The sequence below is a fragment of the Chroococcidiopsis sp. [FACHB-1243] genome (assembly GCF_014696895.1).
Taxonomy (GTDB): Bacteria; Cyanobacteriota; Cyanobacteriia; order Cyanobacteriales; family Chroococcidiopsidaceae; genus Chroococcidiopsis.
Map to the genome: position 1 here is coordinate 180112 of NZ_JACJQX010000005.1, position 25426 is coordinate 205537.

Consider the following 25426-nt stretch of genomic DNA (forward strand, 5'->3'; position numbering starts at 1 on the left):
CTTACTCCATTAGCGTTAACAAATGCCGTTGTCGAGGCAAGAACCTCTGCAAATATGTTTTGAAGTAGCCATCAATGGACAAACAACAACCATTAGTAGCTATTTTTTGTTAAATGGAGAATGAGTTTTGACGTAGTACAAATAAGACCTTTTTTCACTATTTATTCCCGATATTGAGAGGAATTAATAGAAAAACAGAATTCGAGCTTTGATGAGACTGGAGTTGAATGGATGAAAACTGTAGGTGCTAGTGTTCGTTGGGTACTAGCGGGACGTGGCGCGACTGCTGCTACCTTGCAAACACTGCTGACGAAGATACTAATTTTAGCTGCTAATACATGTACGGGTGCGATTACAGCACGTATTTTGGGACCTGATGGGCGAGGCGAACAAGCAGCGATCGCACTGTGGCCCCAATTTTTAGCCTTTACTATGACTTTGGGACTGCCAATTGCTTTACGCTATTATCTCAAACGCAATCCAGAGCAGGAATCAGAGATTTTTTCTGCTACCCTCGTCCTGGGTACGATCTTAGGTATAGTCGCGGCGATCGCAGGTATACTTTTCATCCCGCAGTGGTTAACTCAGTATTCGCCAGAAGTCATCCGATACGCTCAATGGTTTATGGTGCTGTCGCCCATAATCATGCTGACAACTATTTATACCGCAGCACTGGAAGCAGATTACAATTTCAAAACTGCCAATCAAGCACAATATCTGCAACCATTAACAACATTAGTCATCTTGACAGGACTAGCAGTTTCAGACAACCTCACTCCTTTTACTGCTGTCATTGCTTATGCGTTTCCCAGTCTCCCGATATTTTTTTGGCTATCGCGTTGCGTATGGCAGCGCTTTCGTCCCCGTTTAAGCGGGTTGAGAAAATCTTACCAACGTCTGATAAGTTATGGTTTGAGAGCATACGGTATCGATCTAATCGGTACGCTATCAGTACAAGTCGATCAAGCGCTAGTTATCAATTTGTTAGCACCCGAAGCTATGGGAAGATACGTCATCTCCCTAAGTCTGTCTCGGATGCTCAATCTGTTTCAGCATTCAATTGTCACAGTACTGTTACCTAAAACAGCAGCTCGTCCCGTAGCAGAAGTTGTTGCTGTAACTGGGCTAGCGGTACGTATCAGCACCGCTCTGACGACTATGGCAGCTGCGATTTTATTTATAGTAGGACCGATGCTGCTCAACTTGCTTTACGGTGCTGAGTTCATGGAAGCTGTCCCTGTATTTCGCATTTTGGTTGTAATGACTGTAATTGACGGCAGCGTCTGGATACTGGCACAGGCATTTATGGCATTAGGAAGACCTGGAACGGTGACGCTTCTGCAAACAATTGGCTTGGGGCTGAGCATTCCCTTCCTGTTATTACTCGTGCCTCGGTTGGAATTGCAAGGCGCAGGTTGGGCTTTACTCTGTTCAACCGTAGTCCGACTCGTATTTGTCTTGGCTTGCTATCCGCTCGTGTTAAAGGTTCGACCCCCAAGCTTGCTAGCAAAGCGATCGGACTTTTACATACTCAAACAAAAAATGCTGCATCGGACGTGAAGCGATCGCATTTGAAACTGAAGCCATCAACCAATCGCCACTCTGTTAACTCACCACTGAGGATTGGTTAAAATTAAAGACTCTGCGGCTGCTAAATCTAGGGGTTTAGAAAATAAATATCCCTGTGCTTCTTCACAATCTAATGCATGTAAGTGTTGTAAATGAGTTGGAGTTTCCACGCCTTCGGCGATCGCTTTAATTCCTAACTGGTGAGCTAGGGAAATAATTGTGGCTGCAATCTGACGAGATTTGCCACCAGCTCCAATTCCACTGATAAAAGCTCGGTCTACTTTTAAATAATCAATTGGAAAACGGTGTAAATAACTGAGAGAAGAATAACCCGTACCGAAGTCGTCAATACTTAGGCGAATATTTCTCGCCCGCAGTTGTCCGAGAACGAAGATTAATTCTTCCACGTTGTCCATGAGCATACTTTCGGTCAGTTCTAAATTGAGACTCTCGCCGGCAATTCCCGTCTCGGCTAAGATGCGGTCTATCTTCTCCAGAAAATCGGGTTCTCGCAATTGTTGCAGCGAGAGGTTAACGCTGATTTTGGCAGGTGGATGAGAAAATTTAGTTTGCCATTGTTTCATTTGGCTGCAAGCTGTGAAAAGCACCCATTCACCAATCGGAACAACTAATCCAGTTTCTTCAGCAATCGGGATAAACTGGGACGGAGAAATCAAACCCCGTTCGGGATGCAGCCAGCGTAGTAGCGCTTCAAAACCGATAATTCTACCTGTATCTAAAGAGACAATTGGCTGGTAATTGAGGTGAAACTCTCGTCCGACTGCTGCTTGACGCAGATCGTTTTCAATTTGCAGTTTGTGGATCGCTTCAGCATACATAGCTCGGTCGAAAATTTCATACCGCGCTTTACCTTGCTCCTTAGCACGGTACATGGCTATATCTGCATCTCTCAGCAGCTCTGAGCCTTGTTGATAGTGAGCTGCACTCGCAGCGATACCGATACTAGCACCGATAAATACTTCTCTGCTTGCCAGTTGCAGTGGCGATCGCAATTGGGTGTGAATTCGCTCGGCAACTCGAATCGCATCATTAATATCTTGAATGGGGTCGAGGAGAATGATAAACTCATCTCCGCCTAAGCGAGCAACTGTATCTGTGGAGCGAACGAGTTGTTGTAGCTGATGGGCGATCGCCAATAGCAATCGATCGCCTACCTGATGCCCTAAACTGTCGTTGATCGTTTTGAAGCGGTCTAAGTCGATAAATAAAACGGCAAATAAATGGTCTGGATATCGTTTTACCCGTTGTAACGCCATTTCCAAGCGTTCCATCAATAAGGTACGGTTGGGGAGATGGGTTAAGGCATCGTGCAAAGCACTGTAAACTAACTGCTCTTGTACTTGATGGCGATCGCTAATTTCTTGTTGCAACTGTCGGTTGACTGCCTCTAGTTGCAGCGTTCGCTGGCGAACTCTTGCTTCTAGTTCTTGATTCAGCCGTTCGATTTCTATTTTGGCTGCACGCAATGCCAATTGATGCTTGACTCGCGCTAACACTTCCTCGGCTGCAAAGGGTTTGGTAATGTAATCAACTCCGCCAACTGCAAAGCATTCGGCTTTATTGGTTGCTTCATCTAAAGCACTAATAAAAATAACTGGAATATCTTGAGTTGTTGGATTGGCTTTGAGATGACGACAAGTTTCAAAGCCATTCATTCCTACCATTACTACGTCTAATAAAATTAGATCTGGTAATGTATTTTTGATTTCCAATAAAGCATTTTCACCGCTGTTTGCAACAGAAACTATAAACCCAGAGTGGTGTAAGATTTTAAACAAACCTTTAACATTGAGCGGGCTGTCGTCAACAATTAAAATAGAAGACCTCTGATTTATATCGATCATTGCAGGAAATAGCTATGATTAGCTAGCTATTAGCGGTTAACTTTGAGGATAGAAAAATAACTAAATTTTTGACAGTCGTACTTTTATCGTGACTTAAGCAAGAGTAATTTAGGTATGTGTACAATGAAGAATTCGATGAAGATTTGAAAAATACGGATTTGTTTCACCCTTGAGACTTGGATAATTTTTTTAAAATTAAAATCAACTGACAAAGAAAATCGCGATCGCAAGGTACAGGTAGGAGCAAATGAGGGATGACGACCGACAGAGGCATGAAGAAATTCGGCTACGTGAAGCAGAACGGCGAGTGACGCTGGCTAGCCGTAATGCTACTGTCAGCAAACTGGTACAAATTATTTACTTCCTCGCCGGAGCGCTGGGGATGCTGCTGTTGTTACGAATGATTTTGCGGCTGTTTGGGGCGAATCCAGATAATACATTCGCTCAATTTATCTATAATCTCTCCGAGCCTTTTTACGCTCCAGTTGCCAACCTATTTGGTACGCCAAAGTTTGGCAATTCCCAGGTGTTTGAAATTAACGCGCTCGTGGCAATTGCAGCTTACGCAATTCTTGGTTGGTTAGTAGGAAGATTAGTTTGGTTAATTGGCAGTAGGACAGAATAAGTCGTAAGTCGTAAGTCGTAAGTAACTTAGAACTGGTCACTGATAACTGCTCGTGCGCTCTCTGCTGACTGAATAGACGCAATAGCGATCGCGTCCCACTTTTTTAGCATGATAGAGAGCGCGATCGGCAGCAGTAATGAGGATATGAGGAAGACAATTAGCTTGAGGAATTTGACTGCTGATTCCTAAGCTGACAGTAACGTGGGTGCTAACTTCTGATTGAGCATGAGGAATTTTGAGTTGAGCGATTCCTGCTAGAACTAGCTCAGCAATTTGCACCGCTCCTAGTACTGGTGTGTTGGATAAGATAATGGCAAATTCTTCGCCGCCATAACGCGCTACTAAATCTCCTGGGCGATTGAGGGTGCGAGCGATCGCCTGGGCAATCTGTCTCAAGCAATCATCTCCCGCTTGATGTCCGTAGCAGTCGTTGTAATGCTTAAAGTAATCGATATCGCACAGAATTAACGAGAGGGGGGTTTGCTCTCGTAACATCCGCCGCCACTCTAGATTGAGATATTCGTCAAAGCGGCGACGGTTGGCGATTTGAGTTAAACTATCCAAATTAGCTAGGCGTTGAAGTTCGCGATAGGCAACTTCAGCGGCTTCTTGTGCCTGTTTGAGTTCCCAAGCTTGTTGTTGTAGCTGTTGATTTTGTCGCTGTAGTTGTTGTGTCAGCGCTTGAATCCGTAAGTGGGTAGTAACGCGGGCTAAGAGTTCTTCTCTGTGAATCGGTTTCGTGATAAAGTCTACCGCACCAATGGCAAATCCTTTCACCTTGTCTTCCGTACTCGAAAGTGCCGTCATGAAAATGACTGGAATATCTTTTGTCGTGACATCGGCTTTCAAACGACGACAGATTTCAAACCCATCCGTTCCTGGCATCAGTACGTCTAGTAATACAAGGTGGGGACGAGCAAATTTTGTGCGCTTAATCCCACTTTCCCCATCTCGGGCAACTAACACTACAAAACCACTCGCTTCTAAACGATCGACAACTACTCCCAAATTTGTCGGATTATCGTCAATAATGAGAATTGTGGAGTTGTTTAACGCGATTTCTGTGGTATCTGTAGCAATTGCACTCATTTATTTTCTTCCTGGTGCAAGTATTGTTCGACTAAAGCCACAATTGCTTTTTCTTGAAATCCTTGAGCTAATTCTTTCAGTTTATGAGCAAAAGGGAGATATTGAGGATCTAACTCCTCCAAATAAATAGCGCGATCGCGAATTTTTCGCATACTGCCTAACATGGCTAATTCGTATAATACCTCCATTTCTGTAACTGGAGGTATGACTAACTTCTCATCGGTACGAGCAGAAGAAAGGTTTTCGCGATCGTCTACGACTTCTTCGTAAACCCACTCTAAATGTAAATATTGCTGTAACAAATCTAATAAAATTTCTTCTTTAATTGGTTTAGGTAAAAAAGCCTCGCAACCAGCAATTTGACACTTCTGCTTATCCATATCAAAAACGCTAGCAGAAACTGCCACGATCGGTGTATTTTGAATTTCTGGAACTTGCCGAATTTCTTTGATGGCTTCAAAGCCGTTTTTCACTGGCATGACCAAATCCGTTAAGATCAAGTCGGGACGAATTTCTCGGGCGAGATCGACTGCCTGTTGTCCGTTTTCTACCAGAATCACTTCAAAGCCTAATGGCTCTAGTAGATTCAGCAAAACTAAACGATTTTCTTGCTTGTCGTCCGCAACTAACAGTTTGTATTTTCGTCCAATATACCCTTGAACTGGATGCGATCGCTTTGGTTGTATTTTTAGGCAAAATTCTGTTACTGGCAAGTTGACTTCAAACCAAAAAGTGGAGCCTTTACCTAATTCACTCTCGACATGAAGTTTGCTTCCCATTAATGCTACAAGTTGATAACTAATTGCTAACCCTAAACCCGTACCACTCTGCCGTTGTTTGCGATCGCCAAATTGCTCAAAAGGACGAAAAAGCCTGGTTAATTGTTCTGGAGTTATCCCGATACCTGTGTCGATGATTTCAAATCGAATAGTCATTTGTCCTTCATCATTTGTCATTTGTTTTAGTTGTGTGCCAATGACTGATGACGGATGACTAATAGCAACGCGCAGGGTAACTTGTCCGCGATCGGTAAATTTTACAGCATTACCTAAAAGATTAATTAATATTTGACGCAGACGTTTTTCATCTGCTTGAACTCCAGTTTGTAATTCGGTTTGAATTTCCAATTTAAATCTAATATCTTTTTCTAATGCCCTCATTCTAACTAAGCCAGTAATGCTTTCTAAAAAATGCTGTAAATGAAATTCACTAGGATAGAGTTCCATTTTACGAGCTTCGATTTTGGCAAGATCTAAAATATCTTCAATGAGGGTTAAAAGATGATTGCCACTGCGATAGATTATACCTAAACCGTCTATTTGCCGAGTCGTCAAATTGCGATCGCGCTGGAGAATTTGAGCGTAACCTAAAATTCCATTCAGGGGAGTCCGTAGTTCGTGACTCATGTTAGAAAGAAATTCTGTCTTTGCTTGATTGGCAACCTCTGCTTGCTCTTTAGCACTAGCAAGTTGAGCAGTACGTTCTTCTACTCGATTTTCTAGTTGTTCGTTAGTTTGTTCTAGAGTCGTAAAAGACTCGCGTAGTTGCTGTGCCATGCGGTTGAAAGACTGTCCTAATATTCCTAGTTCGTTAACAGAAAAGACTTCTACTTGGCGCTCGAGATTGCCATCTGCAATGTCTTCAGAAGCTTGCACTAACTTATGGATCGGACGAGTAATCCAATGCGAAGTATAGAGTCCTAAAATTGTTGCAAATCCTAATGCAAGTAAACATAATAAAATGGTCGTGCGCGTGTTAGCGTTAATCTGTCCCATGAAATCAGATTCTGGGACTATGACCACAATTAGCCAATCTAAACCGTAAGCATCTTTCCACGGCGTAACTTGAGCAAAAGTTTTTTGTCCGACAATCTCTAAATCGAGTTTTTGACTGTGCTGAATGCGAGCTAAACTACCAAATTTTTGAATTAAATATTTCGTTGTAACTTTAATATTAGAATCTTTACTAGACGAAGCTTTAATTCGTTTTGCTTCTCCATTAATTAAGGTATAAAATTTCTCGTTACTAGAAGCGGCAACCAGCATTCCATCGCGTTCGAGGATAAAAATTTTGGCTTGAGGGCTAATCTTAATTTGACGCAAAAAACTATGAATTTGAGATAAGACTAAATCGATGCCAATGACACCCAATAAAGAGCGGTCTTTGTTGTAAAGTGGATAGCTAGCAGAAATGGAAATAATGGCAGGATCGTCATCCCAGTTATAGATTTCGCTCCATAACGGACGACCAATTTTCACTGCATCAGTATACCAGCTATCTTTACGGAAATCGAATTCATCGACCATAATTCGTTTCGTAGGATTGCCCTGACTATCTGTGGCATAGCCGTAATATCTACCGAGATATGCTTGCTCGATAAAATCCATTCGTAAACTATTATCAGGTTCGCGATTAATCCCAATAAAATCTCCTTGAGGATTGCCATAGTTAATGTAGCCAAATGTTGGAAACACGCGCATTTGCTTCCAAAAGTAGCGTCCAAAACTACGGAGATCTTTAGGATTAATCAGACTTTGTTCGATCGCCCTAGCATTAAGTTGGTTAATCTGATGTGGCAGTGCTAGGTAGCTATCAAGATGCTGACTGACGCGAGCGATCGCCTGTTGGCGCAGTTGAGTCGCAAGGTCGTTGACCGATCTTTGTCCGTTACGTAAAGATAGGTATCCCGTCACTCCCACTGCTGCAAAGATTTGTAACACGAAGGGAACAATCAAAATCGCGCGCAAGGGAAGTTTTCGGACAGCTTTGGTAGTAGTTGAAGTAGCTGACGAAGATACCATAATTTTTGGTATTTTGGTAAAGTTACATCTTTATGTAGAGCAAATTTTGATATATTAGTAGTACCATAATGACTCGTTAATTGATAGTTCTTTTATTCGCTTGACCTAACATCACGACCGAACGTATAGCGGCGGACGTTCTGGAGCAATAATTGCTAATTTAGATTGCCTAAAATTCAAGCTGAAATATACAGTCATGAGGAAAAAGTAACTGGAAATCATGGCATATTACAGATCCAGTGCGTCTTCACCTTCTACAGAGGAAGTCGTAAGGAGTCATCTTTAGATTTCTCAATTTTGAATGCGTGAATTTTGAATTTTGACTTATCCCTTACCCTCTAAAATAAACTTAGAGGATTTTGCAAAAGAGAGCTGTTTGTAAATGCCTAAGACTGTTGCCGATGTCATGACCCGCGACCCAATTGTAGTGCGTTCAGAAACTTCACTGCATGATGCAATTAAGCTTTTGGCAGAAAAGCGTATTAGTGGTTTACCTGTAATAGACGATACAGGCAAGTTGATCGGTACGATTTCAGAGACAGATCTGATGTGGCAAGAAACGGGGGTCACTCCTCCGGCTTACATCATGTTTCTTGATAGCGTGATTTTCCTAAAAAATCCGGCTCAATACGAACGAGATTTGCATAAAGCTTTAGGGCAAACGGTGGGAGAGGTAATGACTCAGGATTTGATTACCGTTGCTCCTGATAAACCATTGCGAGATGCAGCGCAACTCATGCACGATCGCAAGATCCCGCGTTTGCCCGTCGTCGATCCTAGCGGTAAGGTAATTGGAATTTTGACTCGCGGCGATATCGTGCGCGACTTAGCAGCCAGCGAGTAGGGAGTCAGTGACCAGGTAATTCCGACTTTTGCCTCCTGACTTCCGACTTGTAACTTCTTGCCCCTAAAAAATGGTAAGAGTAAATACAAATTACCAAATACAAATAACAAATTCAAAATGGCTGTTAGTCCAGAATCGGTAAAGCAATTACTCGATTCGCAGGATTTGGGCGATCGCTTGCGGGCGATGAATCAAGTTCGCGAATTGGAAGATAAAGGAGTTGCCCTGGAGTTGGCGCTCAAGGCAATTGATGACCCCAACGCCAGAGTGCGCTACTCGGCAGTGAGTCAGTTGGACACTTTGGGAGGACAAGATTTAAATACTAGTTTAAATATATTGCGCGATCGCCTGCTCAACGACCCCGAACCAGACGTACAAGCTGCTGCGGCTGACTGTCTGGGAGCGCTGAAGTTAACTGATGCGTTTGCAGATTTAGCGCAAGTCTATCACAGTACGCCCGAGTGGTTAGTGCGGTTTAGTATTATTGCAACTCTGGGCGAATTAGGCGATCCGCGCTCTTTTGACTTATTAAAAGAAGCATTGGAATCGGGTAGCGAGTTAGATAAAACTGCGGCAATTAGCTCTCTGGGAGATTTAGGCAATCCGCAAGCAATAGAATTACTAGTTCCTTTTGCTACCAACCCCGATTGGCAAATTCGCTATCGCGTCGTGCAAGCTTTAGCTAAATTGGGCGGCGAACAAGCTCGGACTCTGATCGAACAATTAGCCAAAGACGAAGTTGAAGCTGTATCCCAGGAAGCAAAAAATAGTTTGTAGTCAAATTTGCTCAAACGTACTTGCTTGACACTCAAAATCTAACCTGGGAGGTAAAGCATATGGCGATCGCGACTCTACCTCGTCTGACTGAAGCAGAAATTCGCAAACTAGCGACAGAGCAAAGTTTTCAGCGTGGCGATCGCTATTATCGCCAAGGCAGAATTCTCAACCCGATGCGTCAAGATTTAGTATTGTGGGCAGATTGTTAAGGTTCCGAACTTTACCAGCCGCGCATCAAATTGGGCAAACAGGGAATTGTCAGTGCTGATTGTACTTGCCCCTATGATTGGGGCGGACTCTGCAAGCATCAGATAGCTGTGTTACTGGCTTACGACTTATATTCACTTTTGCAACATCTATGTTGTTAAAATGCTAGAAACAATGCTTCAGCTCTTGTAAACAAAACTTAAAGTTTCGTCAAGAAATGTTATGAACCCGACAGAAAACAACGCTCTATCAACTGAGAAAAGCCTAGAGGCAATGTGGCAGTTCTCCCAGACTTACGCCAAGCGCACGGGAACATATTTTTGCGCCGATCCTTCCGTGACAGCTGTAGTGGTAGAAGGGCTTGCCAAACACAAAGACGATCTTGGTGCGCCTTTATGTCCCTGTCGCCATTATGAAGATAAGGAAGCAGAAGTTCACGCAACTTTCTGGAATTGCCCTTGTGTACCAATGCGCGAACGTAAAGAGTGTCACTGTATGCTGTTCTTAACTCCAGACAACGACTTTGCTGGAGAACAACAGGACATCGATTTAGAATACATCAAAACCGTACGAGAAGGCATGGGATAGAGAATTCGGAATTCGGAATTCGGAATTGTAGGGGTGGGTTCACCAAAAATCTCTACTTCCATTAGAAAAAGTAGACAAACCCGCCCCGATTTAACAATTGCGTGTGAGGTATAAAATCTTGAATCAAGAGGAACCAGAGGAGTTTTGGCAGGGTGTAGAACAGTTCAATCAAGGGCAGTTCTACGCCTGTCACGATACCTTAGAAGCCTTATGGATGGAAGCAACCGAACCGGAAAAAACTTTCTACCAGGGAGTTTTACAAGTTGCTGTAGGGCTTTATCATCTGGGTAATAACAATTGGCACGGGGCAGTCATTTTATTAGGAGAAGGCATTAAGCGGCTAGACAGGTATCCTAGTGCTTATAGCGGGATTGATGTTGATGAATTGATAATTTCTAGCGCCGATTTATTAAAAACACTACAACAAGCGGGTGTAGAAAAGGTGGGTACTTGGCAATTGGGTAAAGATGCGATCGCAACAGAAACTTCTACCTTGCCCCTGCCAAAAATCGTACCAGCTGAGTCAGAGATTTTGTAGGAAGACTTGACTACTCACTTCTACAAGTATTGAAACAAGTCAGCAAAACCGTAGAGGCTGAGGATAAATAACAGTACGGCAATAACTTGGGTGGGACGCGCTTGGTAGGTAGGGGCGATCGCTTCACGTATCCACATGGAAGCCGATACCCCGATTAAGTAACTCCAGGCTAATGCTTGATAAGACCAATGGGGTGAAATTAGCCAAGTCCCCAATAACATCGTTGCCAACAATAACATCAGCATTTCGATCAGCTGGGGTGGATTGTGCTGACAAGAAAAAACTAGAGTGTTCCACCAAATTAGCCAAATTCTCATACGCAAGTCAAAAGTCAAAGTTCAAAAGTCGTAGGGGCGGTTTTTTTAGGCAGACCTGCTCTAGAACAAGTAATTCTGCGGTTCAAACCCGCCCGTACAAAAGTCAAAATGCTCCAACATGAAGAATTTAAGGCTAGCGATAGCGTCCGCTTGCTTGTCCAATACCATTAGCTTGCGCTGTTTTTTCTGGCATTTCATCCGTCGCTGGTTCAATGCCAAACACGCGGCTAAATGCCTTGTCTACTTTATAGCCAGAATCGATCGCCTCTAAGGGGTCTTTCCGCAGTCTGTGACGCAGGCATAGAGTAATCACACGACGAATATCATCTACTGTGACTTCAGTACGACCTTCAAACGCCGCGATCGCTTTAGCTGCGCGGTTGGTTACAATGTCACCCCGCAAGCCATCAACATCGAGTTCGGAGCAAACTTCAGAAATTTTTACCCGCAGATCGTAATCCATTTGTACTGAAGGTAACAACTCTTGAGCCTTCATCAGCTGTTGTTGTAAAGCTTGTTGCTGTGGCTGATATTTGTCAGAAAATTGCAGTGGGTTTTGGTCGAAATCCGACCTTTGTTCCACAATTTGTACCCGCAAGGCTGGTTCTTTTACAGTATGAATTTCCGCGTGCATTCCGAAGCGATCGAGTAGTTGAGGGCGTAATTCACCTTCTTCTGGGTTGCCAGAACCAACGAGAACGAAACGGGCGGGGTGACGGATCGAAATGCCTTCCCGTTCTACAGTATTCCAACCACTGGCGGCGGAGTCTAGCAATACGTCTACAAGGTGATCGTCAAGTAAGTTAACTTCATCGACGTAGAGAATACCGCGATTTGCCTTTGCCAGCAGTCCTGGTTCAAAAGCTTTGACACCTTCAGATAAAGCTTTCTCAATATCAATCGTGCCGCAAACTCGGTCTTCTGTCGCTCCCAATGGCAGATCGACCATAGTAATTTTTTTCTGAGCGACGGGAATTTCTACACCTTGTTCTAATTTTTGCCGTGCTGCATCTCCCATCAAGTCAGGATCGCTAGGATGGCTGTTAAATGGATCGTCCGCCACAACTTCAATCTCTGGCAATAGGTCAGCTAAAGCGCGGATCGTGGTGGATTTGCCAGTACCGCGATCGCCCATGATCATTACCCCGCCAATTTTCGGGTCAATAATGTTGAGTAAAAGGGCGAGTTTCATTTCGTCCTGACCCACAATAGCGGTGAAAGGAAACACGACACGACGAGCAGCGGTAGCAGTTGTCACGGGATTACCTATTAAAGTTTTTTCTTAACACCGTCTTTAATTTTGCCACATAATGCAGTGCCACCATTGACACATAATGCAGTAATGCCAGTAACACGTTATGCAGTGCTAGAGCTTGCAGCAGGCGAATAGAATTCGCCCAAATGACAAATGTAACGGTTTTGTGGAGCGTAACTCGTGACATTCCTCAGCAGATTTCTCGTGTCGGACTGCATGAGATACAGGCAGGCTATCTGCTGACAAACCCGAGGATAAACATCAAGCTGCGCGTAAGAGATAGAAATCGGTAACAGAGTGTTTCTCATCTACCGCGCTCAAATTTACGATTATACACCTGCTGCTATCCAACCCTACATCAAACCCCACGCTTTAAACTGGCGGTTTCATCCTCCTGGACAAAAATTTGAACCCACGCCGCGCCCTTTCCCAGAGTACGTACAGCCACGGGCAATGAATTGGCGCTTTCAACTTGCGGCTAGTCACAAAAATTCATACCTTCAAATCCGAAATTCAGAATTATCAAGAGGTAGTTAAGAGTAAGACAACGGTAATTCTTGCCACTAAATTTCTTGCAATTTTCCAATATTTATATCGCGTTCAAAAATTTTTCAGAAATCAACTTTAGCAAGGAATCTACTGCATTCAAATTTGTTTTATTTACACGTTCGTCAAACACATATTACCTAAAGGAGAAACAACAAATGCAGCTTTCTTATCGTGGTTTAGCTTACACCAAATCTAATCAATCAGCTCAAGTAGCTACTAAGCAAGTAGCAGGAAAATATCGAGGTGTCAGCTTCGGTTCTCGTCCAACCACACAAGCGATCGCCCCCCAACTTACTCAAAAATTGAAATATCGGGGGTTAGCATATTAATTAGTCATTGGTCATTGGTCATGTGTCATTGGTGAATAGTTAGTTTTGACTTTTAACTTTTGACTTACTTATTGGCTAATAATTCCCGACCATTGAACTTTTTTCTGTTTGTCGCGACGATAGGAAAAGAAACGTTCTGGTTCTTGGTAGGTACAATGAGGAGCGATCGCCACTTGTTCGGGACTAATACCCAATTGCTCTAATTGCAAGGTAATAACGCGCCGGATATCCAACCGGACTCTCTCGGGATGAGAGTCGGGTAATAAAGGGGAGTTGGGTATTTCAGTTAAAAAGTCGAGAATTTCGGTTTTGGCTTCAGTTGCAGTGATGCTAGCTCCAACTTCAGCTGCTACCTGTTGAGAAACCTGATAGACACTACCCGCGATCGCTGGACCCAAAGCGACGCGCAAATCTTGAATTTTGCTACCTTGTGCTTGCAAACGAGCGATCGCTTGCGGCACAATTTTCATCGCCGTTCCCCGCCAGCCTGCATGAACGGCTGCAACTTGTCCGGTATGGCGATCGGCAATTAATACAGGCGTACAATCGGCACTCGCTACCCAAACTGCCTGTAGCGGCTGTTCTGTGAGCAATCCATCTGCCTCTGTGAGAGGATTAGAGTGAGTGGCTAGAATTGCTGCTTCTGCCTTGTCTTCCTTATCGTCTTCTGCGACTCCCGACTCCCGACTCCCGACTGCCGACTCTCCGATCTCAGATGGAGTGACGACAACATTCCCATGTACCTGCTTGACGCGATAAGCCTCGGCTTCTGGGTGTAAAGCTGAGGTCAAGTCGTGGGGAGCATGAGGATGAAAATGTCGCGTAAAAAAACCGTGGGGAAATGCTTCTAACAAGCTACAGGATAGATAGAGAAAACCTTCGCAACCGCGCCAATCCCAAGTATGCATGGATTAAATCTAAAAATTAGCAAACAATTAGTCAACAAAATGAAACTAAATTAGCCAAATTGCCATCTACTGTAAAAGCACAGCATGACAGGTTTATTTTCAGCAAATTAATGCTAACTTAATTGACACAGTTTGCACTTGCCAGCGTGACACTAGACAGACAAAAGCTATTAGCAATTCTTGCTCCAATGGTAGCAGAAGCGGATTTTGCTGTAGAAGTCTACAAGAGTCTACCCTCGACCAACCAGAAAGCCTGGGATGCGATCGCGCAGGGGGCAAAACCAGGAACGGTCATCATTGCCGAACGACAAACAGCTGGACGGGGACAATGGGGACGACAGTGGGCTTCGCCAGCAGGAGGTTTATACTTATCTGTAGTCCTAAAGCCAAACTTACCAGTTAACTGCGGCTATCAATTGACTTTAGCAACTGCTTGGGGCATTGCAACGGCTTTGGGCGATCGCGGTGTTCCCGTAAAATTGAAATGGCACAACGACCTAATTTTGCTAGGACGTAAACTGGGTGGGATTCTGACAGAAACAAAAGTGAGACATGAAAAAATTATTCATGCTGTAGTCGGAGTCGGGATTAACTGGGCTAACCCTGTCCCAGCTACAGGGATCGGTTTGCAATCTTTCTTATCTCAACAACCGTTGGCTGCAATTGACTGCCTAGAAACATTAGCGGCTGTGACACTACAAGGCACAATTTCCGGTTACAAGTTTTGCTCCCCAGGGGGAATCGATCCTCTTCTGCCGTCTTACCACAAACTATTTATAAATATGGGACAGCGCATCACCGTAGAAGGACAAAACGGCGTTGTAGTTGGTATTAGCGATCGCGGCGAATTACGAGTCAGGCTTGACTCTCACTCATACAATTTCAACCCCAATTCAGAAATTTATCTCCCCCCTGGTGCTGTGAGTCTGGGTTATGATGGCTAATTGTTTGACAAAGCATAAATATTTCGTTTGTATCGTAAGAAAGTAATAGGGAGCAGTAGAGAGTGACTAGTGGCTAGTCACCAGCCACTAGCCACTAGTCACCAGCCACTAGCCACTCACAAATGACAAATGACTAACTACTAATTACCAGTTACTATGCCTACTAACTCCAAACATATATTTCTTATCAGTTTTATTAGTATTTCTAGCTTGCTTGGTGGCAACTTAGTCTTGGCTCAGTCGGAAGGGGCGATCGACAATTCATTGGATACCTCTCCCAGCCCCAACCTACAAGTCAATTCAAAATCGGTAAAACCGGAGAGATGGCAAAAACTGAGACAAAAGCTAGACACTTCACCTGTCAGGCGATCGGCTAACTTGCCTGATAATCCTGCTCCAGATCCCAGTGGTGCGTACATCGACCCCACAGGATACAGCCTCGGTGCTACCACTGGCTACGAAGCACCAAGCTCAATAGTATTAAAATCCAGAATATCTGGTTGTCGGGCTGTTGCTAGACCTGGTTTGAGTAGCCTTTGTCGTCCCAGCCTCCGCCAGCAGCGGATGAGACAACTAGCTCGTTCTAGAAACTTTAGTAGAAGCGTCGCCCCGCTCGATCGCCACTCGGTTGCCAACGGCATCAGACCAATTCAGCTTGGACCGATCGATATTACTGCTGAAGGCTTTCGCGTGGCGACCAACTTGAAAACCCAGCGTAGCGTTCTCAGCTATCAATACCGCGATCCCGAAGCCCAAGGACAGGGAAATTTCATGTTTCCACTGACAGTTCCCTCTCCCGTCACCTCAGTTTTTGGCGGGCGCGTCCATCCTCTGTTTGGTGATTTCAGCTTTCACTCTGGTACAGATATAGGTGCGCCCCTGGGAACGCCAGTGTTAGCGGCTTATCCAGGTACGGTAGAAATTGCCGATTATGTCGGTGGCTACGGTTTAACTGTCGTTCTCAACCACAACAAAAATACGCTCCAAACCCTTTACGGTCATTTATCTGAAATTTTTGTCTCCCCAGGAGAAACAATTCCGCAGGGAACCGTCATCGGGCGGGTTGGCAGTACGGGTAATTCCACAGGTCCTCACCTCCACTTCGAGACCCGACAGTTGACTGCAAACGGCTGGATTGTTGCCAATCCTGAAGCATACTTGAAGACTGGGCTAGCACGATTGGATAAAGCTATCCGCTTAGCCAACTCCCAACCAGATCGTCACGAAACGGCGATGCCTGCCACTGTTCGCGAAGCGATCGTCGCCAGCGCCAGCAGTACTCGATTCAACTTTGAAATTCAGCAAGTCGATTTGGATAGCTTAGTTGCCCGCGATCCTGGTGCAGAATTAGAATCTGCCGTAGTCCAGCTAGTTAATGCACTTCGTGGCGATCGCAACCCTGTGAGAAGTTAGGAGAAGTCAGAAGTCAGAATGAATAAACCTATAGGCTCTCGCGTCTTTTCACGCACCACGCTACAAATACCCGTGTTCGACTAAAAATGCTGGCGATAACTCTTCTACAGATGAGTGGGGAGAGTTGTAATTCAGCAGTTTTTCGACATATTTGCCTAAAATATCAGCTTCTAAATTAACCAAACTGCCAGGGCGGAGATCGCGCAAATTAGTGCAATCGTATGTATGGGGAATGACGGCGACTTTAAACCAATTTCTGGTAGGGTCGAGATCGGCAATGGTAAGGCTGACACCGTTGATGGCAATACTACCTTTGGGAACGATGTAACGGGCGATCGCTTCTGTTGCAGTAAAGCTCATTTCCCATGAGGTAGCTGTTTCTTCTACCGTTTCCAAGCACCCCGTTCCATCTACGTGTCCCATGACAAAATGACCTCCCACTTTACCACCGACACGCAAAGAGGTTTCTAGATTGACATATCCTGCATCAGCTTCGCGCTGTCCCAGGGTAGTACGGCGGAGGGTTTCCGGCGAGGCTGCGGCGATAAATCCTTGGGGTAGAATCTCCATGACCGTGAGGCAAACTCCATCCACCGCAACGCTATCCCCGAGCGCGAGATCTGGCAAAATTAAATTTTTCTCGTCGCTAGAGCAAGTTATCTGATAATAATAGTTGTCTAGCGCTCGAATTTGACCCAAAGCTTGGACTAATCCCGTAAACACATTTTTTCTCCCAAAAATCGATAATTTTGCCCAGTTTAGCTAGTTTGTCTCATCCGAGCGGTCTTGGATGCAATTTAGACAACTGATTCTGGCAAAATTTACTCACGCTAAATCCATAAATTCAGCTTACAATCAGGGCATACTTAGGATAGGCTATCGTACAGCAAAGAACTAAGGGCAATTCTCTGTCTTTGCTGATAGCAGATCGGAAAAGTTGTTATGTAAGGCTATAAAGTATGTTTATTTTTGCTATACAGAATCAAACACCTTCAACCCCATCTACCAATTACCCTTTGCCTAGAGAGTTTTAGAGGCTACGCAAATGATCGAAATGAAAGTCGCTGGCATTGCTTTAGATGCGGTCAACCGCAGTCCAATCGTGCTGTTGAAAGACGGTAAAGAGCGTAGAGCATTACCCATCTACATCAATCAAGATCAGGCAAAGGCGATTATCGGCGCTTTGGAAAATCAAAAACCTCCCAGACCTCTAACTCACGACCTCATAGTAAATATTCTAGAGGTCTGGGGTATGACCTTGGAAAAAGTAGTCATTCATTCAATTCAGGATGGGACGTTTTACGCAGTTTTGTGCGCCCGCCAGGGTGAGGTCAAAAAAGAAATTGATGCTCGTCCCAGCGATGCGATCGCGATCGCCCTACGCCTGAATAGCCCGATCTGGGTGATGGAGGAAGTGGTAGCTGATGCTTCAATTCCCGTCGATCGCGAAGCAGATGAAGCTGAACTGAAAGCTTTTCGAGAGTTTCTCTCCAACATTAGACCAGAAGATTTGATTCAAGGAGGTGGCGAGTTTCGTACAGGCTGAAATCAGTGACCAGTTATCGTAGGGGCGGGTTTAGCAAAAGATTGACGAGTTCAGGCAATACTACGTTCAAAACCCGCCCCTACAGGAGTCAAGAGCGATCGCTAAGTGATAAGTGTCAAAATGTAATCCATTCTAAATGCTGCGGGTTTTCCATTAAATCTTTAGCGACAATGTAAGCCGCGATCGTCCAAGTCTGATAGCGCATTGCCTTTTTGCCGACTAAATTGCCTTTTCTGCCGTCGTAGTATTCAGGCCAGCGATCTTTATCTTTATATTCGCACCAACGTCTTTCGGCAATTCTAATTCCCCGTTCGGCAACACTTTTTCTCCCCACTTTTAAAGCTGCTGCGACTAAAAACCATAACAGAACGGGCCAACTACCCCCATTATGATAAGACCAACTCACATTTTTTGGGTCGCAACCTGTAATTAATTCCCACTCCTTGTCTTCTATGGCAGGAAAACAAAGCTTCATCGGCATATTCCCTACTAGATCGATCCATCTCTTGCTGATGAGATTCATGATTTTTTGGGATTGCTCTTCATCTGCTAAAGAGCAAATTACTGACATCAAATTTCCAATTGCAAAAAACCGAAAATCCATCCGCCCTGGACCTAAATTTCCAGCCAGATAACCCCCTTCTTTAGGAACCCAATCGATCGCCCAAGTTTCTAAAGACTCTGGGTAGATATTAAATTTATTACAAATTTCTTCGCCAAATTGCTCGTTTTCGTAGCGATGAATTTCATTCACTTTATCCAAATCGAGCCAATAATGTTCGCGAATGTGCGTTTTCAATCTTGCCAGTCGCTGCTCGATTTCTGTATGAATGTCCTGTTTATTTTTGAGTAACAGCAATTCATCTGCTGCTAGTAAAGCCGCGTAAAATAGAGCTTGAATTTCTAGCGGACGCTCGTAAACTCCCATGCGACGGTCAATCATAAATGCCCCTTCGGGAACTAACAGCGTCGGGTACATATCGAATTGCTTCAGCATGTAGAGATTGAGAATTAACCTAATTCCCCGCTGAAATCCTGCTTCTTGAACTAACTCTTGGTCGCCTGTAGCTCTTTGATAAATCCGCAGTAAAATTAGCCACCATAAACAAGAATCTACAGGTGTCACTCTGCCGATCGCCCGTTCGCCAAAATCGGCTCTGACAACTTGTTTTCCCTCTTCTTCGACAATCTCAAAACTAGCTGGCATTAGACCTATACCTGGTCTTACGCCATCCATATGCGCCCTAACTTCATCGATATTTTTGTCATTAATCTGTAACTTCAAGGTTTGTCGTAAAAAATTAGCGACAATTTCACCCTGACCTCTAGTCAAAAATGCTATGGCTGAAGGCACAAAATCGCGAATAAAGCAATGCCCGTAATTGAATTGTTGGGTGCTTTTATCTATTGCAGCAGCTACCGTACCAATTGGTTCATTCTCAAACTTTAAAACCGATGCTTCTAGTCTCGTCCACGCCTCACTCAGTAGCTCCTTTTCTGTATACATGAACCAGTTAGTCCCCGCAAATTTTTGAGCAACCTCCATTTTAAAGGGAGTAGGGAGCAGGGAGTAGGGAGCAGGGAATAGAAGAAGGAGTAGGGGAAAAGAAAGACAAGGAAGAGGTAGTAATTTTTCTCCCTCAGCTCCCTCAGCTCCCTCAGCTCCCTCAGCTCACACGCTAGGCTTTTGCCGTGACTGCCAATTTGATTTCTTTGGCGGTGAGGCTTTCGTATACTGCCCGCATCTTCAAGCCTGTCAGGACTTGAAACAAACCAGTTCCGTTGTTGGAACCTGGATATTCGCGGTGTTGGAGCAATAAATGAGTCATTTCACCTTGATACTTGGTAAAGGTGTTGCTCAGGTGAGTTTCGATGTAAGCAACTTCCTCTAGGTTGTCAAATTGCCCATCTACTTCTAGTACGGAGACGTATTGACCGTAGTAAACGTCTGACCCGTAGAACATTTGCATTCCTGGGTAGGAACAGGTCAGCTTACGTCCGCAAGGTGTCCACTGAATGGTAGAGCCTTCGTCGAATAGATAAGTTGGTGTCATGCCGTGTACGTTTTCTTTTTGCAGCATTCGCACGCGCAATACCTTCCGCTCTTTGTCTTCTTTGATCAAGTTAGTTGGCAACACCTGAATCACAACATCGGCAAATTCTCTTTGCGGCTCGATGTAAGCGTCAAAATCGGGTTTGCGAGAGTTAATTGCAGCAACCACGTCTTCATAGCGATGACCGCGTTCTGCCATGTCGCGTTGAATTTTCCAAGCGATCTTGACTTCATTGCTGATGTCAAGATAGACGCTGAAATCAAGTAGCGATCGCACCCGTTCGTCATACAGCGGATGCAAGCCCTCAACTACAATGATATGATTTGGCTCGATGTGTTCCGGCGGGTCAATGCATCCGGTTTCGTGGTTGTAAATCGGCTTTTCAATTGATTGACCGTTTTTCAGAGCTTTGATTTGCTCGTACATTAGGTCAAAATTATTTGCCTTGGGATTGAGGGCAGTGATTCCTGTTTCTTTGCGCTGTTTGCGATCCAGGCTGTGATAGTCATCTAAGCAAATAACGGTGACTAACTCTTCTCCAAACAAATCTGTTAAACGGCGCAAAAACGTGGATTTACCGCAACCGGAATCTCCGGCTACGCCAATCAAAACCACGCGATCCGGCTTACTGATCATAGGTTTCCTCTAACTGACAAGATGGGCTGTTTTTGTATGTTGTTTGTTTGGCTTACTTGGTAGCCTGGAACTTAATCTGGTAGTCTTAACTTGTATTGCTTGGGTTGCCTCCAAGCTCCAGCTGTTGCGATCGCGCTTCCCGATGGAAGAAATCGCCTGAGAGCTGCTAAGTATTTAGTCCTACTGTTATAGTAGATCCTACCAGAAGGGGATCGCCCTTACAAGGCTACTTTTGGGCTATATCGTCTAGTGGCTTAGTACTTATGCTAAGGTTTTGTTGCACATTTTTATTAAAAAAAACAAAACTCGATCGCTCTTAACATTCTGCAAGTGACTAAATTTGTAGTCTGGTAGAGGAGTTAAGCAAGGAATTTGCCATCCCAGGCGCTCCTTTACGGGTGAGAATAATAAAAGTTCATCACAGCTACTTTTTGGAAGTATTTCTCGCGACTCTTTTTTGCAGAAGCAGAAATCTTTCTCTCATGAGAGCTGTTTTAGAACACCAATTTTCAGTTTTCAGTAGTGATGTAGGGTTCGGAGAGAGTTAATCGATGTACAATTCCAACGCCGCTGATGCAGCCGCCAACACCGAAGCTGGTAGCCGCGTCTTTGTATACGAAGTGGTGGGCTTACGTCAGAATGAAACAACTGACCAAATGGGCTACCCGATTCGTCAAAGTGGCAGCGTATATATGAGAGTGCCTTACAACCGCATGAACCAAGAAATGCGGCGGATCGCCCGTATGGGAGGCAAAATTGTCAATATTCAACTTCTGACAGTTGATGGCAACGGTAACGGCAAAGCCCCTGCTGTGGCTCCAAAACAAGAAGCAGCAAAAGCTGCACCACAAGAGCAAAAAAAAGCAGAAAATAAAGGCAAGCCCATGACTCAAGCACAGCCAAAGCCTGAGAAAGCCAAACACGCAGATGTCCCCGTCAATACCTATCGTCCCAATGCTCCTTTTGTTGGGAAGTGTCTTTCCAATGAAGAATTGGTTGGCGAAGGCGGAATTGGTACTGTTCGTCACTTAATTTTCGATCTTTCCGGTGGCGATCTTCGTTACCTAGAAGGTCAGAGTATCGGCATCATCCCTCCAGGGAAAGACAAAAACGGTAAGCCGGAAAAGCTACGGCTATACTCCATTGCTTCCACCCGTCACGGTGACAAAATGGATGACAAAACCGTTTCTCTGTGCGTGCGTCAATTGGAGTACAAGCACCCTGAAACAGGCGAGACGGTCTACGGTGTTTGCTCGACTTACCTCTGTCACTTAGAAGCAGGGGCAGACGTGAAGATCACCGGACCCGTCGGTAAGGAAATGTTGCTGCCAGAAGACCCCAATGCCAACATTATTATGATGGCAACGGGTACTGGTATTGCTCCGTTTAGAGCTTACCTGTGGCGGATGTTTAAGGATGAAGAAAAAGCTACCAACCCTGAGTATCAATTTAAGGGTTTTGCTTGGTTGATCTTCGGTATTCCTCAAACTCCCAATATCCTTTACAAGCAAGAACTAGAAGAGTTACAAGCGCAGTATCCCGATAACTTCCGTCTCACTTATGCCATCAGCCGCGAGCAGAAAAATGCTCAAGGTGGCAAAATGTACATTCAAGACCGAGTAGCCGAACAAGCAGCAGAACTGTGGAAGCTGATCCAGCAAGAAAATACCCACACCTACATTTGCGGTTTAAAAGGTATGGAAGGCGGGATCGACGAAGCACTAGCAGCGGAGGCGGCTAAATCTGGTATCAAGTGGTCGGACTATCAGAAAGAGATGAAGAAAGCCGGACGCTGGCACGTTGAAACCTATTAGTGGCTAGTGGCTAGTAGGGTGGGCATTGCCCACCCTACAATTGTTTTTGGCGAACTAAGTGGGAAAGTTGTGGCTTTTAAGGTTGGTTTACTAGGATTAGGAACGGTAGGAACGGGGACGGTTCAGCTATTGCAGGATAGGGCTGGACGGCATTCTCTAATGCAGGAGTTGGAAATTTATCGAGTTGGAGTCCGATCGCTCGATAAGCCCCGTGCGGTCAACCTACCAGATGGGATATTGACGACAGATTTACAGGCGATTGTCACCGATCCAGAATTAGAGATTGTCGTTGAGGTATTGGGAGGACTGGAACCAGCGCGATCGCTGATTATGGAGGCGATCGCTCATCGCAAGCACGTCGTCACGGCGAATAAGGCTGTAGTTGCCCGTTACGGCAATGAAATTTTTGATGCTGCCAACGCTGCTGGAGTTTACGTCATGCTAGAGGCGGCTGTTGGGGGAGGCATTCCAGTCATTCAACCCCTGAAACAAACTCTAGGTGTGAATCGGATTCATGCTATTACTGGTATCGTCAACGGTACGACAAACTATATTCTGACGCGGATGCAAGCCGAAGGGACTAGTTTTGATGACGTACTGGCAGACGCACAAAAACTCGGATATGCTGAAGCCGACCCTACTGCCGATGTAGACGGTTTAGATGCTGGCGATAAAATCGCTATTCTCGCTTCCTTAGCTTACGGTGGCAGGATCAAGCTACCCGATGTTTACTGTGAAGGCATTCGTCAAGTCAGCCAAACAGATATTGCTTACGCCCAAAAACTCGGTTTTACAATCAAATTACTCGCGATCGCCCAAAGAGAAACTCCCTCAGCTTCCTCAGCTTCCTCAGCTCCCTCAGCCCCTCTGCTCTCCGTCCGCGTTCACCCCACTCTTATACCTCAATCGCATCCCTTAGCCAGCATTCACGGGGTCTACAACGCAATTTTGGTGGAAGCCGAACCCCTCGGACAGGTGATGTTTTTTGGTCCTGGGGCAGGGGCAGGAGCAACCGCTAGCGCCGTTGTTTCGGATATTTTAAATGTTGCTGCTGTGTTGAAAACAGGACACTTGGAGACAGAAAGCGCCTCACTCCACCCATTACTCGCTTGCACTCATCAAGACTACTGCGCGATCGCCCCCATGTCAGAACTCGTCACCCGATTTTACGCCCGCTTCCTCACCAAAGACCATCCTGGGGTAATTGGTAAGTTGGGGACTTGTTTCGGTTCCCACGGTGTCAGCTTAGAATCTGTCGTGCAGACGGGAATTCACAAACATTTAGCCGAAATCGTCGTTGTCACCCACAACGTGCGCGAAGGCGATTTTCATCAAGCTTTAGCAGAAATTCGCCAGCTTGAAGCAATTGATAGTATTCCTAGTATTTTGCGCGTGTTGGAAGAGGGGAGCGGAGAGTGAGGGAACAGGGACAGATGGGAGCAGGGAGAAGAGAGCTGAGGAGGCGCAAGGTTGCTCTCGGGAGCTGAGGGAGAAGACCACCAATTACCTACGCACCACGCACCGCACCTCAACAACTAATTGAAAAAATTGGTCTTAAGGTAGAGTAATCGCTAAATGTTATAAGTTATATCTATTCCGATATGAATTAAATATAATCATCACATGAGATGTGGTATCGTACACATGGATTGAAGGTGGGTATATATTAATTCCTATTAGGAATTGAAATGATGGGCGAAAATGAATGACTAATTCCCCACCTCCCGATCCTCGGTCTTCCAGAACTCCGTTGGGATTTGATGAATTTCTGGCTGTCGTGCTGGCTTTAGCTGCGCTCGGTGGAATCTTATTTTGGTCGCTGTCTCGTTCGGGGCGAGGTTTTCAGATTCCCAATATCTTACCGTTGGTGACTGCCCCAGAAGCGCGATCGCCTGTGGCTTTGACTCCCCAGCCGCAAGCTAGTCCCGAGTCGAGGACGGAACTAGCGCCGCTCCCCAGTCCCGTACCAGAGGCGATCGCTCCCGAAACGCCTGCTACTCCTCGCAGACAGCCCGTAGCTCCATTTCCGGCAATCGTCCCCGTTCCCACTACACCAACCACTCCAGCATCTCCAGAATCATCTCCAGCGGAACAAGTTAAGTTTCAAGATGTACCTGCGGATTATTGGGCATATCCATTTATTACGGCTCTTGCCGAGCGCGGCATCGTCAACGGTTTCCCCGGAGGCTATTTCAAACCCACCGATCCGGTGACGAGAGCTGAGTATGCTGCGATTTTGCAGGAAGCCTTCAATCAATTGCCTGGAGTCGATAACCAGACTAAATACATAGATGTTCCCGATACTTTCTGGGGAGTTCCAGCGATTAATCGTGCCATTCAAACTGGGTTTTTACGGGGATATCCTGATAATACATTTCAACCCCAGCAAGAAATTCCTAAAGCCCAAGTTTTAGTGTCTCTCGCTAGTGGCTTAAACCTCGCACCACCTGCTATACCAGAGCAAGTCTTGAAGGAATTGTACGTGGATGCAGACCAAATTCCCAATTATGCCAGAGAGAAAATTGCCGCAGCGACTACAGCTGGGTTAGCTGTAAATTATCCCGATGCAAAACAGCTCAATCCTAATAGCAACGCTACCCGTGCTGATGTAGCAGCGATCGTTTACCAAGCTTTGGTAAAAGCAGGACGGCTCGATCCGATTCAATCTCCTTATATTGCTGGAGTTCAACAGCAATAAATGGTAGTTGGTAGTTGGTGAGTGGATAGTGACGCTTTGGCTAGACTCTTCATCCAGTCA

Annotated in this window: 25 protein-coding genes; 15 read left to right on the top strand and 10 right to left on the bottom strand. The window is 45.1% G+C overall.

From position 1 onward, the window contains the following. Positions 1–231: 231 nt before the first annotated feature. Entirely contained in the window at positions 232–1560 is a 1329-nt protein-coding gene (locus tag H6G17_RS05770) for an oligosaccharide flippase family protein (protein WP_192155010.1), read from the top strand. Between the two features lie 50 nt (positions 1561–1610). On the opposite strand, the gene H6G17_RS05775 is transcribed toward H6G17_RS05770, so the two are convergent. Beyond that, positions 1611–3434: an EAL domain-containing response regulator gene (locus H6G17_RS05775; RefSeq protein ID WP_192155012.1), complete on the bottom strand. Its 1824-nt coding sequence runs from the start codon at positions 3432–3434 to the stop codon at positions 1611–1613. 247 nt (positions 3435–3681) lie between these two features. Here H6G17_RS05775 and H6G17_RS05780 point away from each other — a divergent pair, with 247 nt between their 5' ends. Further along, on the top strand, positions 3682–4059 hold the full coding sequence (locus H6G17_RS05780) for a YggT family protein (RefSeq protein ID WP_192155013.1): 378 nt from the start codon (positions 3682–3684) through the stop codon (positions 4057–4059). A 36-nt stretch (positions 4060–4095) separates the two neighbouring features. Here H6G17_RS05780 and H6G17_RS05785 read toward each other — a convergent pair whose 3' ends face one another. Both H6G17_RS05785 and H6G17_RS05790 read right to left on the bottom strand, forming a co-directional pair. Further along, entirely contained in the window at positions 4096–5148 is a 1053-nt protein-coding gene (locus H6G17_RS05785) for a diguanylate cyclase (RefSeq protein WP_192155023.1), read from the bottom strand. Next, complete coding sequence (locus H6G17_RS05790; protein WP_192155025.1) at positions 5145–7949, bottom strand: hybrid sensor histidine kinase/response regulator; 2805 nt, start codon at positions 7947–7949, stop codon at positions 5145–5147. Before H6G17_RS05790 ends, H6G17_RS05785 begins: the two co-directional genes overlap by 4 nt. 382 nt (positions 7950–8331) lie before the next feature. Here H6G17_RS05790 and H6G17_RS05795 point away from each other — a divergent pair, with 382 nt between their 5' ends. From H6G17_RS05795 to H6G17_RS05820, 5 genes are all read left to right on the top strand, one after another. Continuing rightward, positions 8332–8793, top strand: coding sequence for a CBS domain-containing protein (locus tag H6G17_RS05795; RefSeq protein WP_192155034.1), 462 nt, complete (start codon positions 8332–8334; stop codon positions 8791–8793). A 117-nt stretch (positions 8794–8910) separates the two neighbouring features. Beyond that, entirely contained in the window at positions 8911–9570 is a 660-nt protein-coding gene (gene nblB, locus H6G17_RS05800; protein ID WP_192155036.1) for a phycobilisome degradation protein NblB, read from the top strand. A gap of 59 nt (positions 9571–9629) precedes the next feature. After that, positions 9630–9779 (top strand): hypothetical protein, encoded by a 150-nt coding sequence (locus tag H6G17_RS05805; protein WP_192155038.1) that lies wholly within the window; start codon positions 9630–9632, stop codon positions 9777–9779. A gap of 220 nt (positions 9780–9999) precedes the next feature. Further along, positions 10000–10365 (top strand): ferredoxin thioredoxin reductase catalytic beta subunit, encoded by a 366-nt coding sequence (locus H6G17_RS05815; RefSeq protein ID WP_192155043.1) that lies wholly within the window; start codon positions 10000–10002, stop codon positions 10363–10365. Between the two features lie 118 nt (positions 10366–10483). Next, positions 10484–10903 carry a DUF309 domain-containing protein gene (locus tag H6G17_RS05820; RefSeq protein ID WP_192155045.1) on the top strand — a complete coding sequence of 140 codons (420 nt, stop codon included), beginning with the start codon at positions 10484–10486 and terminating at the stop codon, positions 10901–10903. A gap of 20 nt (positions 10904–10923) precedes the next feature. Here H6G17_RS05820 and H6G17_RS05825 read toward each other — a convergent pair whose 3' ends face one another. The 3 genes from H6G17_RS05825 to H6G17_RS05835 form a co-directional block, all read right to left on the bottom strand. After that, positions 10924–11220: a hypothetical protein gene (locus H6G17_RS05825; RefSeq protein WP_015153068.1), complete on the bottom strand. Its 297-nt coding sequence runs from the start codon at positions 11218–11220 to the stop codon at positions 10924–10926. Between the two features lie 133 nt (positions 11221–11353). Next, positions 11354–12478, bottom strand: a complete 1125-nt coding sequence (gene bchI, locus H6G17_RS05830; RefSeq protein WP_192155047.1) for a magnesium chelatase ATPase subunit I — start codon at positions 12476–12478, stop codon at positions 11354–11356. Between the two features lie 4 nt (positions 12479–12482). After that, the gene (locus H6G17_RS05835) at positions 12483–12662 is read right to left on the bottom strand and encodes a hypothetical protein (protein WP_192155049.1); all 180 of its coding nucleotides are present in this window, start codon (positions 12660–12662) and stop codon (positions 12483–12485) included. Positions 12663–12772: 110 nt separating this feature from the next. Between H6G17_RS05835 and H6G17_RS05840 the strand changes: the two genes are divergently transcribed. Together H6G17_RS05840 and H6G17_RS05845 are read left to right on the top strand one after the other, a co-directional pair. Further along, on the top strand, positions 12773–13012 hold the full coding sequence (locus H6G17_RS05840) for a hypothetical protein (RefSeq protein WP_192155051.1): 240 nt from the start codon (positions 12773–12775) through the stop codon (positions 13010–13012). Between the two features lie 167 nt (positions 13013–13179). Further along, the gene (locus H6G17_RS05845) at positions 13180–13353 is read left to right on the top strand and encodes a DUF4278 domain-containing protein (RefSeq protein ID WP_192155053.1); all 174 of its coding nucleotides are present in this window, start codon (positions 13180–13182) and stop codon (positions 13351–13353) included. Between the two features lie 68 nt (positions 13354–13421). On the opposite strand, the gene pgeF is transcribed toward H6G17_RS05845, so the two are convergent. Further along, a complete protein-coding gene (pgeF, locus tag H6G17_RS05850; RefSeq protein WP_192155055.1) occupies positions 13422–14261 on the bottom strand; it encodes a peptidoglycan editing factor PgeF in 840 nt (279 codons plus the stop codon). A 122-nt stretch (positions 14262–14383) separates the two neighbouring features. Here pgeF and H6G17_RS05855 point away from each other — a divergent pair, with 122 nt between their 5' ends. Next, positions 14384–15205 carry a biotin--[acetyl-CoA-carboxylase] ligase gene (locus tag H6G17_RS05855; protein ID WP_242038253.1) on the top strand — a complete coding sequence of 274 codons (822 nt, stop codon included), beginning with the start codon at positions 14384–14386 and terminating at the stop codon, positions 15203–15205. Positions 15206–15361: 156 nt separating this feature from the next. Beyond that, positions 15362–16618, top strand: coding sequence for a M23 family metallopeptidase (locus H6G17_RS05860; protein WP_192155057.1), 1257 nt, complete (start codon positions 15362–15364; stop codon positions 16616–16618). Positions 16619–16678: 60 nt separating this feature from the next. On the opposite strand, the gene H6G17_RS05865 is transcribed toward H6G17_RS05860, so the two are convergent. Then, complete coding sequence (locus H6G17_RS05865) at positions 16679–17341, bottom strand: riboflavin synthase (RefSeq protein WP_192155059.1); 663 nt, start codon at positions 17339–17341, stop codon at positions 16679–16681. A 322-nt stretch (positions 17342–17663) separates the two neighbouring features. Here H6G17_RS05865 and H6G17_RS05870 point away from each other — a divergent pair, with 322 nt between their 5' ends. After that, a complete protein-coding gene (locus H6G17_RS05870; RefSeq protein WP_015153061.1) occupies positions 17664–18164 on the top strand; it encodes a bifunctional nuclease family protein in 501 nt (166 codons plus the stop codon). A 115-nt stretch (positions 18165–18279) separates the two neighbouring features. Here the strand turns inward: H6G17_RS05870 and H6G17_RS05875 are convergent, their stop codons facing one another. Continuing rightward, positions 18280–19671 carry a glycoside hydrolase 100 family protein gene (locus H6G17_RS05875; RefSeq protein ID WP_192155143.1) on the bottom strand — a complete coding sequence of 464 codons (1392 nt, stop codon included), beginning with the start codon at positions 19669–19671 and terminating at the stop codon, positions 18280–18282. Between the two features lie 172 nt (positions 19672–19843). Next, positions 19844–20854, bottom strand: a complete 1011-nt coding sequence (locus tag H6G17_RS05880) for a phosphoribulokinase (protein WP_192155060.1) — start codon at positions 20852–20854, stop codon at positions 19844–19846. A gap of 551 nt (positions 20855–21405) precedes the next feature. Here H6G17_RS05880 and petH point away from each other — a divergent pair. The 3 genes from petH (at position 21406) to H6G17_RS05895 (ending at position 25366) form a co-directional block, all read left to right on the top strand. Further along, complete coding sequence (petH, locus tag H6G17_RS05885) at positions 21406–22668, top strand: ferredoxin--NADP reductase (protein ID WP_192155062.1); 1263 nt, start codon at positions 21406–21408, stop codon at positions 22666–22668. Between the two features lie 69 nt (positions 22669–22737). Next, positions 22738–24087, top strand: coding sequence for a homoserine dehydrogenase (locus H6G17_RS05890; RefSeq protein WP_192155145.1), 1350 nt, complete (start codon positions 22738–22740; stop codon positions 24085–24087). Positions 24088–24373: 286 nt separating this feature from the next. Beyond that, positions 24374–25366, top strand: coding sequence for an S-layer homology domain-containing protein (locus H6G17_RS05895; RefSeq protein ID WP_192155064.1), 993 nt, complete (start codon positions 24374–24376; stop codon positions 25364–25366). Positions 25367–25426 lie beyond the last annotated feature (60 nt).

Excerpts from the sequence above, each read along its gene's own strand:
- H6G17_RS05770 (WP_192155010.1), top strand. The coding sequence starts at position 232 with ATGAAAACTGTAGGTGCTAGTGTTCGTTGGGTACTAGCGGGACGTGGC.
- H6G17_RS05775 (WP_192155012.1), bottom strand. The coding sequence starts at position 3,434 with ATGATCGATATAAATCAGAGGTCTTCTATTTTAATTGTTGACGACAGC.
- H6G17_RS05780 (WP_192155013.1), top strand. The coding sequence starts at position 3,682 with ATGAGGGATGACGACCGACAGAGGCATGAAGAAATTCGGCTACGTGAA.
- H6G17_RS05785 (WP_192155023.1), bottom strand. The coding sequence starts at position 5,148 with ATGAGTGCAATTGCTACAGATACCACAGAAATCGCGTTAAACAACTCC.
- H6G17_RS05790 (WP_192155025.1), bottom strand. The coding sequence starts at position 7,949 with ATGGTATCTTCGTCAGCTACTTCAACTACTACCAAAGCTGTCCGAAAA.
- H6G17_RS05795 (WP_192155034.1), top strand. The coding sequence starts at position 8,332 with ATGCCTAAGACTGTTGCCGATGTCATGACCCGCGACCCAATTGTAGTG.
- nblB (WP_192155036.1), top strand. The coding sequence starts at position 8,911 with ATGGCTGTTAGTCCAGAATCGGTAAAGCAATTACTCGATTCGCAGGAT.
- H6G17_RS05805 (WP_192155038.1), top strand. The coding sequence starts at position 9,630 with ATGGCGATCGCGACTCTACCTCGTCTGACTGAAGCAGAAATTCGCAAA.
- H6G17_RS05815 (WP_192155043.1), top strand. The coding sequence starts at position 10,000 with ATGAACCCGACAGAAAACAACGCTCTATCAACTGAGAAAAGCCTAGAG.
- H6G17_RS05825 (WP_015153068.1), bottom strand. The coding sequence starts at position 11,220 with ATGAGAATTTGGCTAATTTGGTGGAACACTCTAGTTTTTTCTTGTCAG.
- H6G17_RS05835 (WP_192155049.1), bottom strand. The coding sequence starts at position 12,662 with ATGTCACGAGTTACGCTCCACAAAACCGTTACATTTGTCATTTGGGCG.
- H6G17_RS05845 (WP_192155053.1), top strand. The coding sequence starts at position 13,180 with ATGCAGCTTTCTTATCGTGGTTTAGCTTACACCAAATCTAATCAATCA.
- pgeF (WP_192155055.1), bottom strand. The coding sequence starts at position 14,261 with ATGCATACTTGGGATTGGCGCGGTTGCGAAGGTTTTCTCTATCTATCC.
- H6G17_RS05860 (WP_192155057.1), top strand. The coding sequence starts at position 15,362 with ATGCCTACTAACTCCAAACATATATTTCTTATCAGTTTTATTAGTATT.
- H6G17_RS05870 (WP_015153061.1), top strand. The coding sequence starts at position 17,664 with ATGATCGAAATGAAAGTCGCTGGCATTGCTTTAGATGCGGTCAACCGC.
- H6G17_RS05875 (WP_192155143.1), bottom strand. The coding sequence starts at position 19,671 with ATGTATACAGAAAAGGAGCTACTGAGTGAGGCGTGGACGAGACTAGAA.
- H6G17_RS05880 (WP_192155060.1), bottom strand. The coding sequence starts at position 20,854 with ATGATCAGTAAGCCGGATCGCGTGGTTTTGATTGGCGTAGCCGGAGAT.
- petH (WP_192155062.1), top strand. The coding sequence starts at position 21,406 with ATGTACAATTCCAACGCCGCTGATGCAGCCGCCAACACCGAAGCTGGT.
- H6G17_RS05895 (WP_192155064.1), top strand. The coding sequence starts at position 24,374 with ATGACTAATTCCCCACCTCCCGATCCTCGGTCTTCCAGAACTCCGTTG.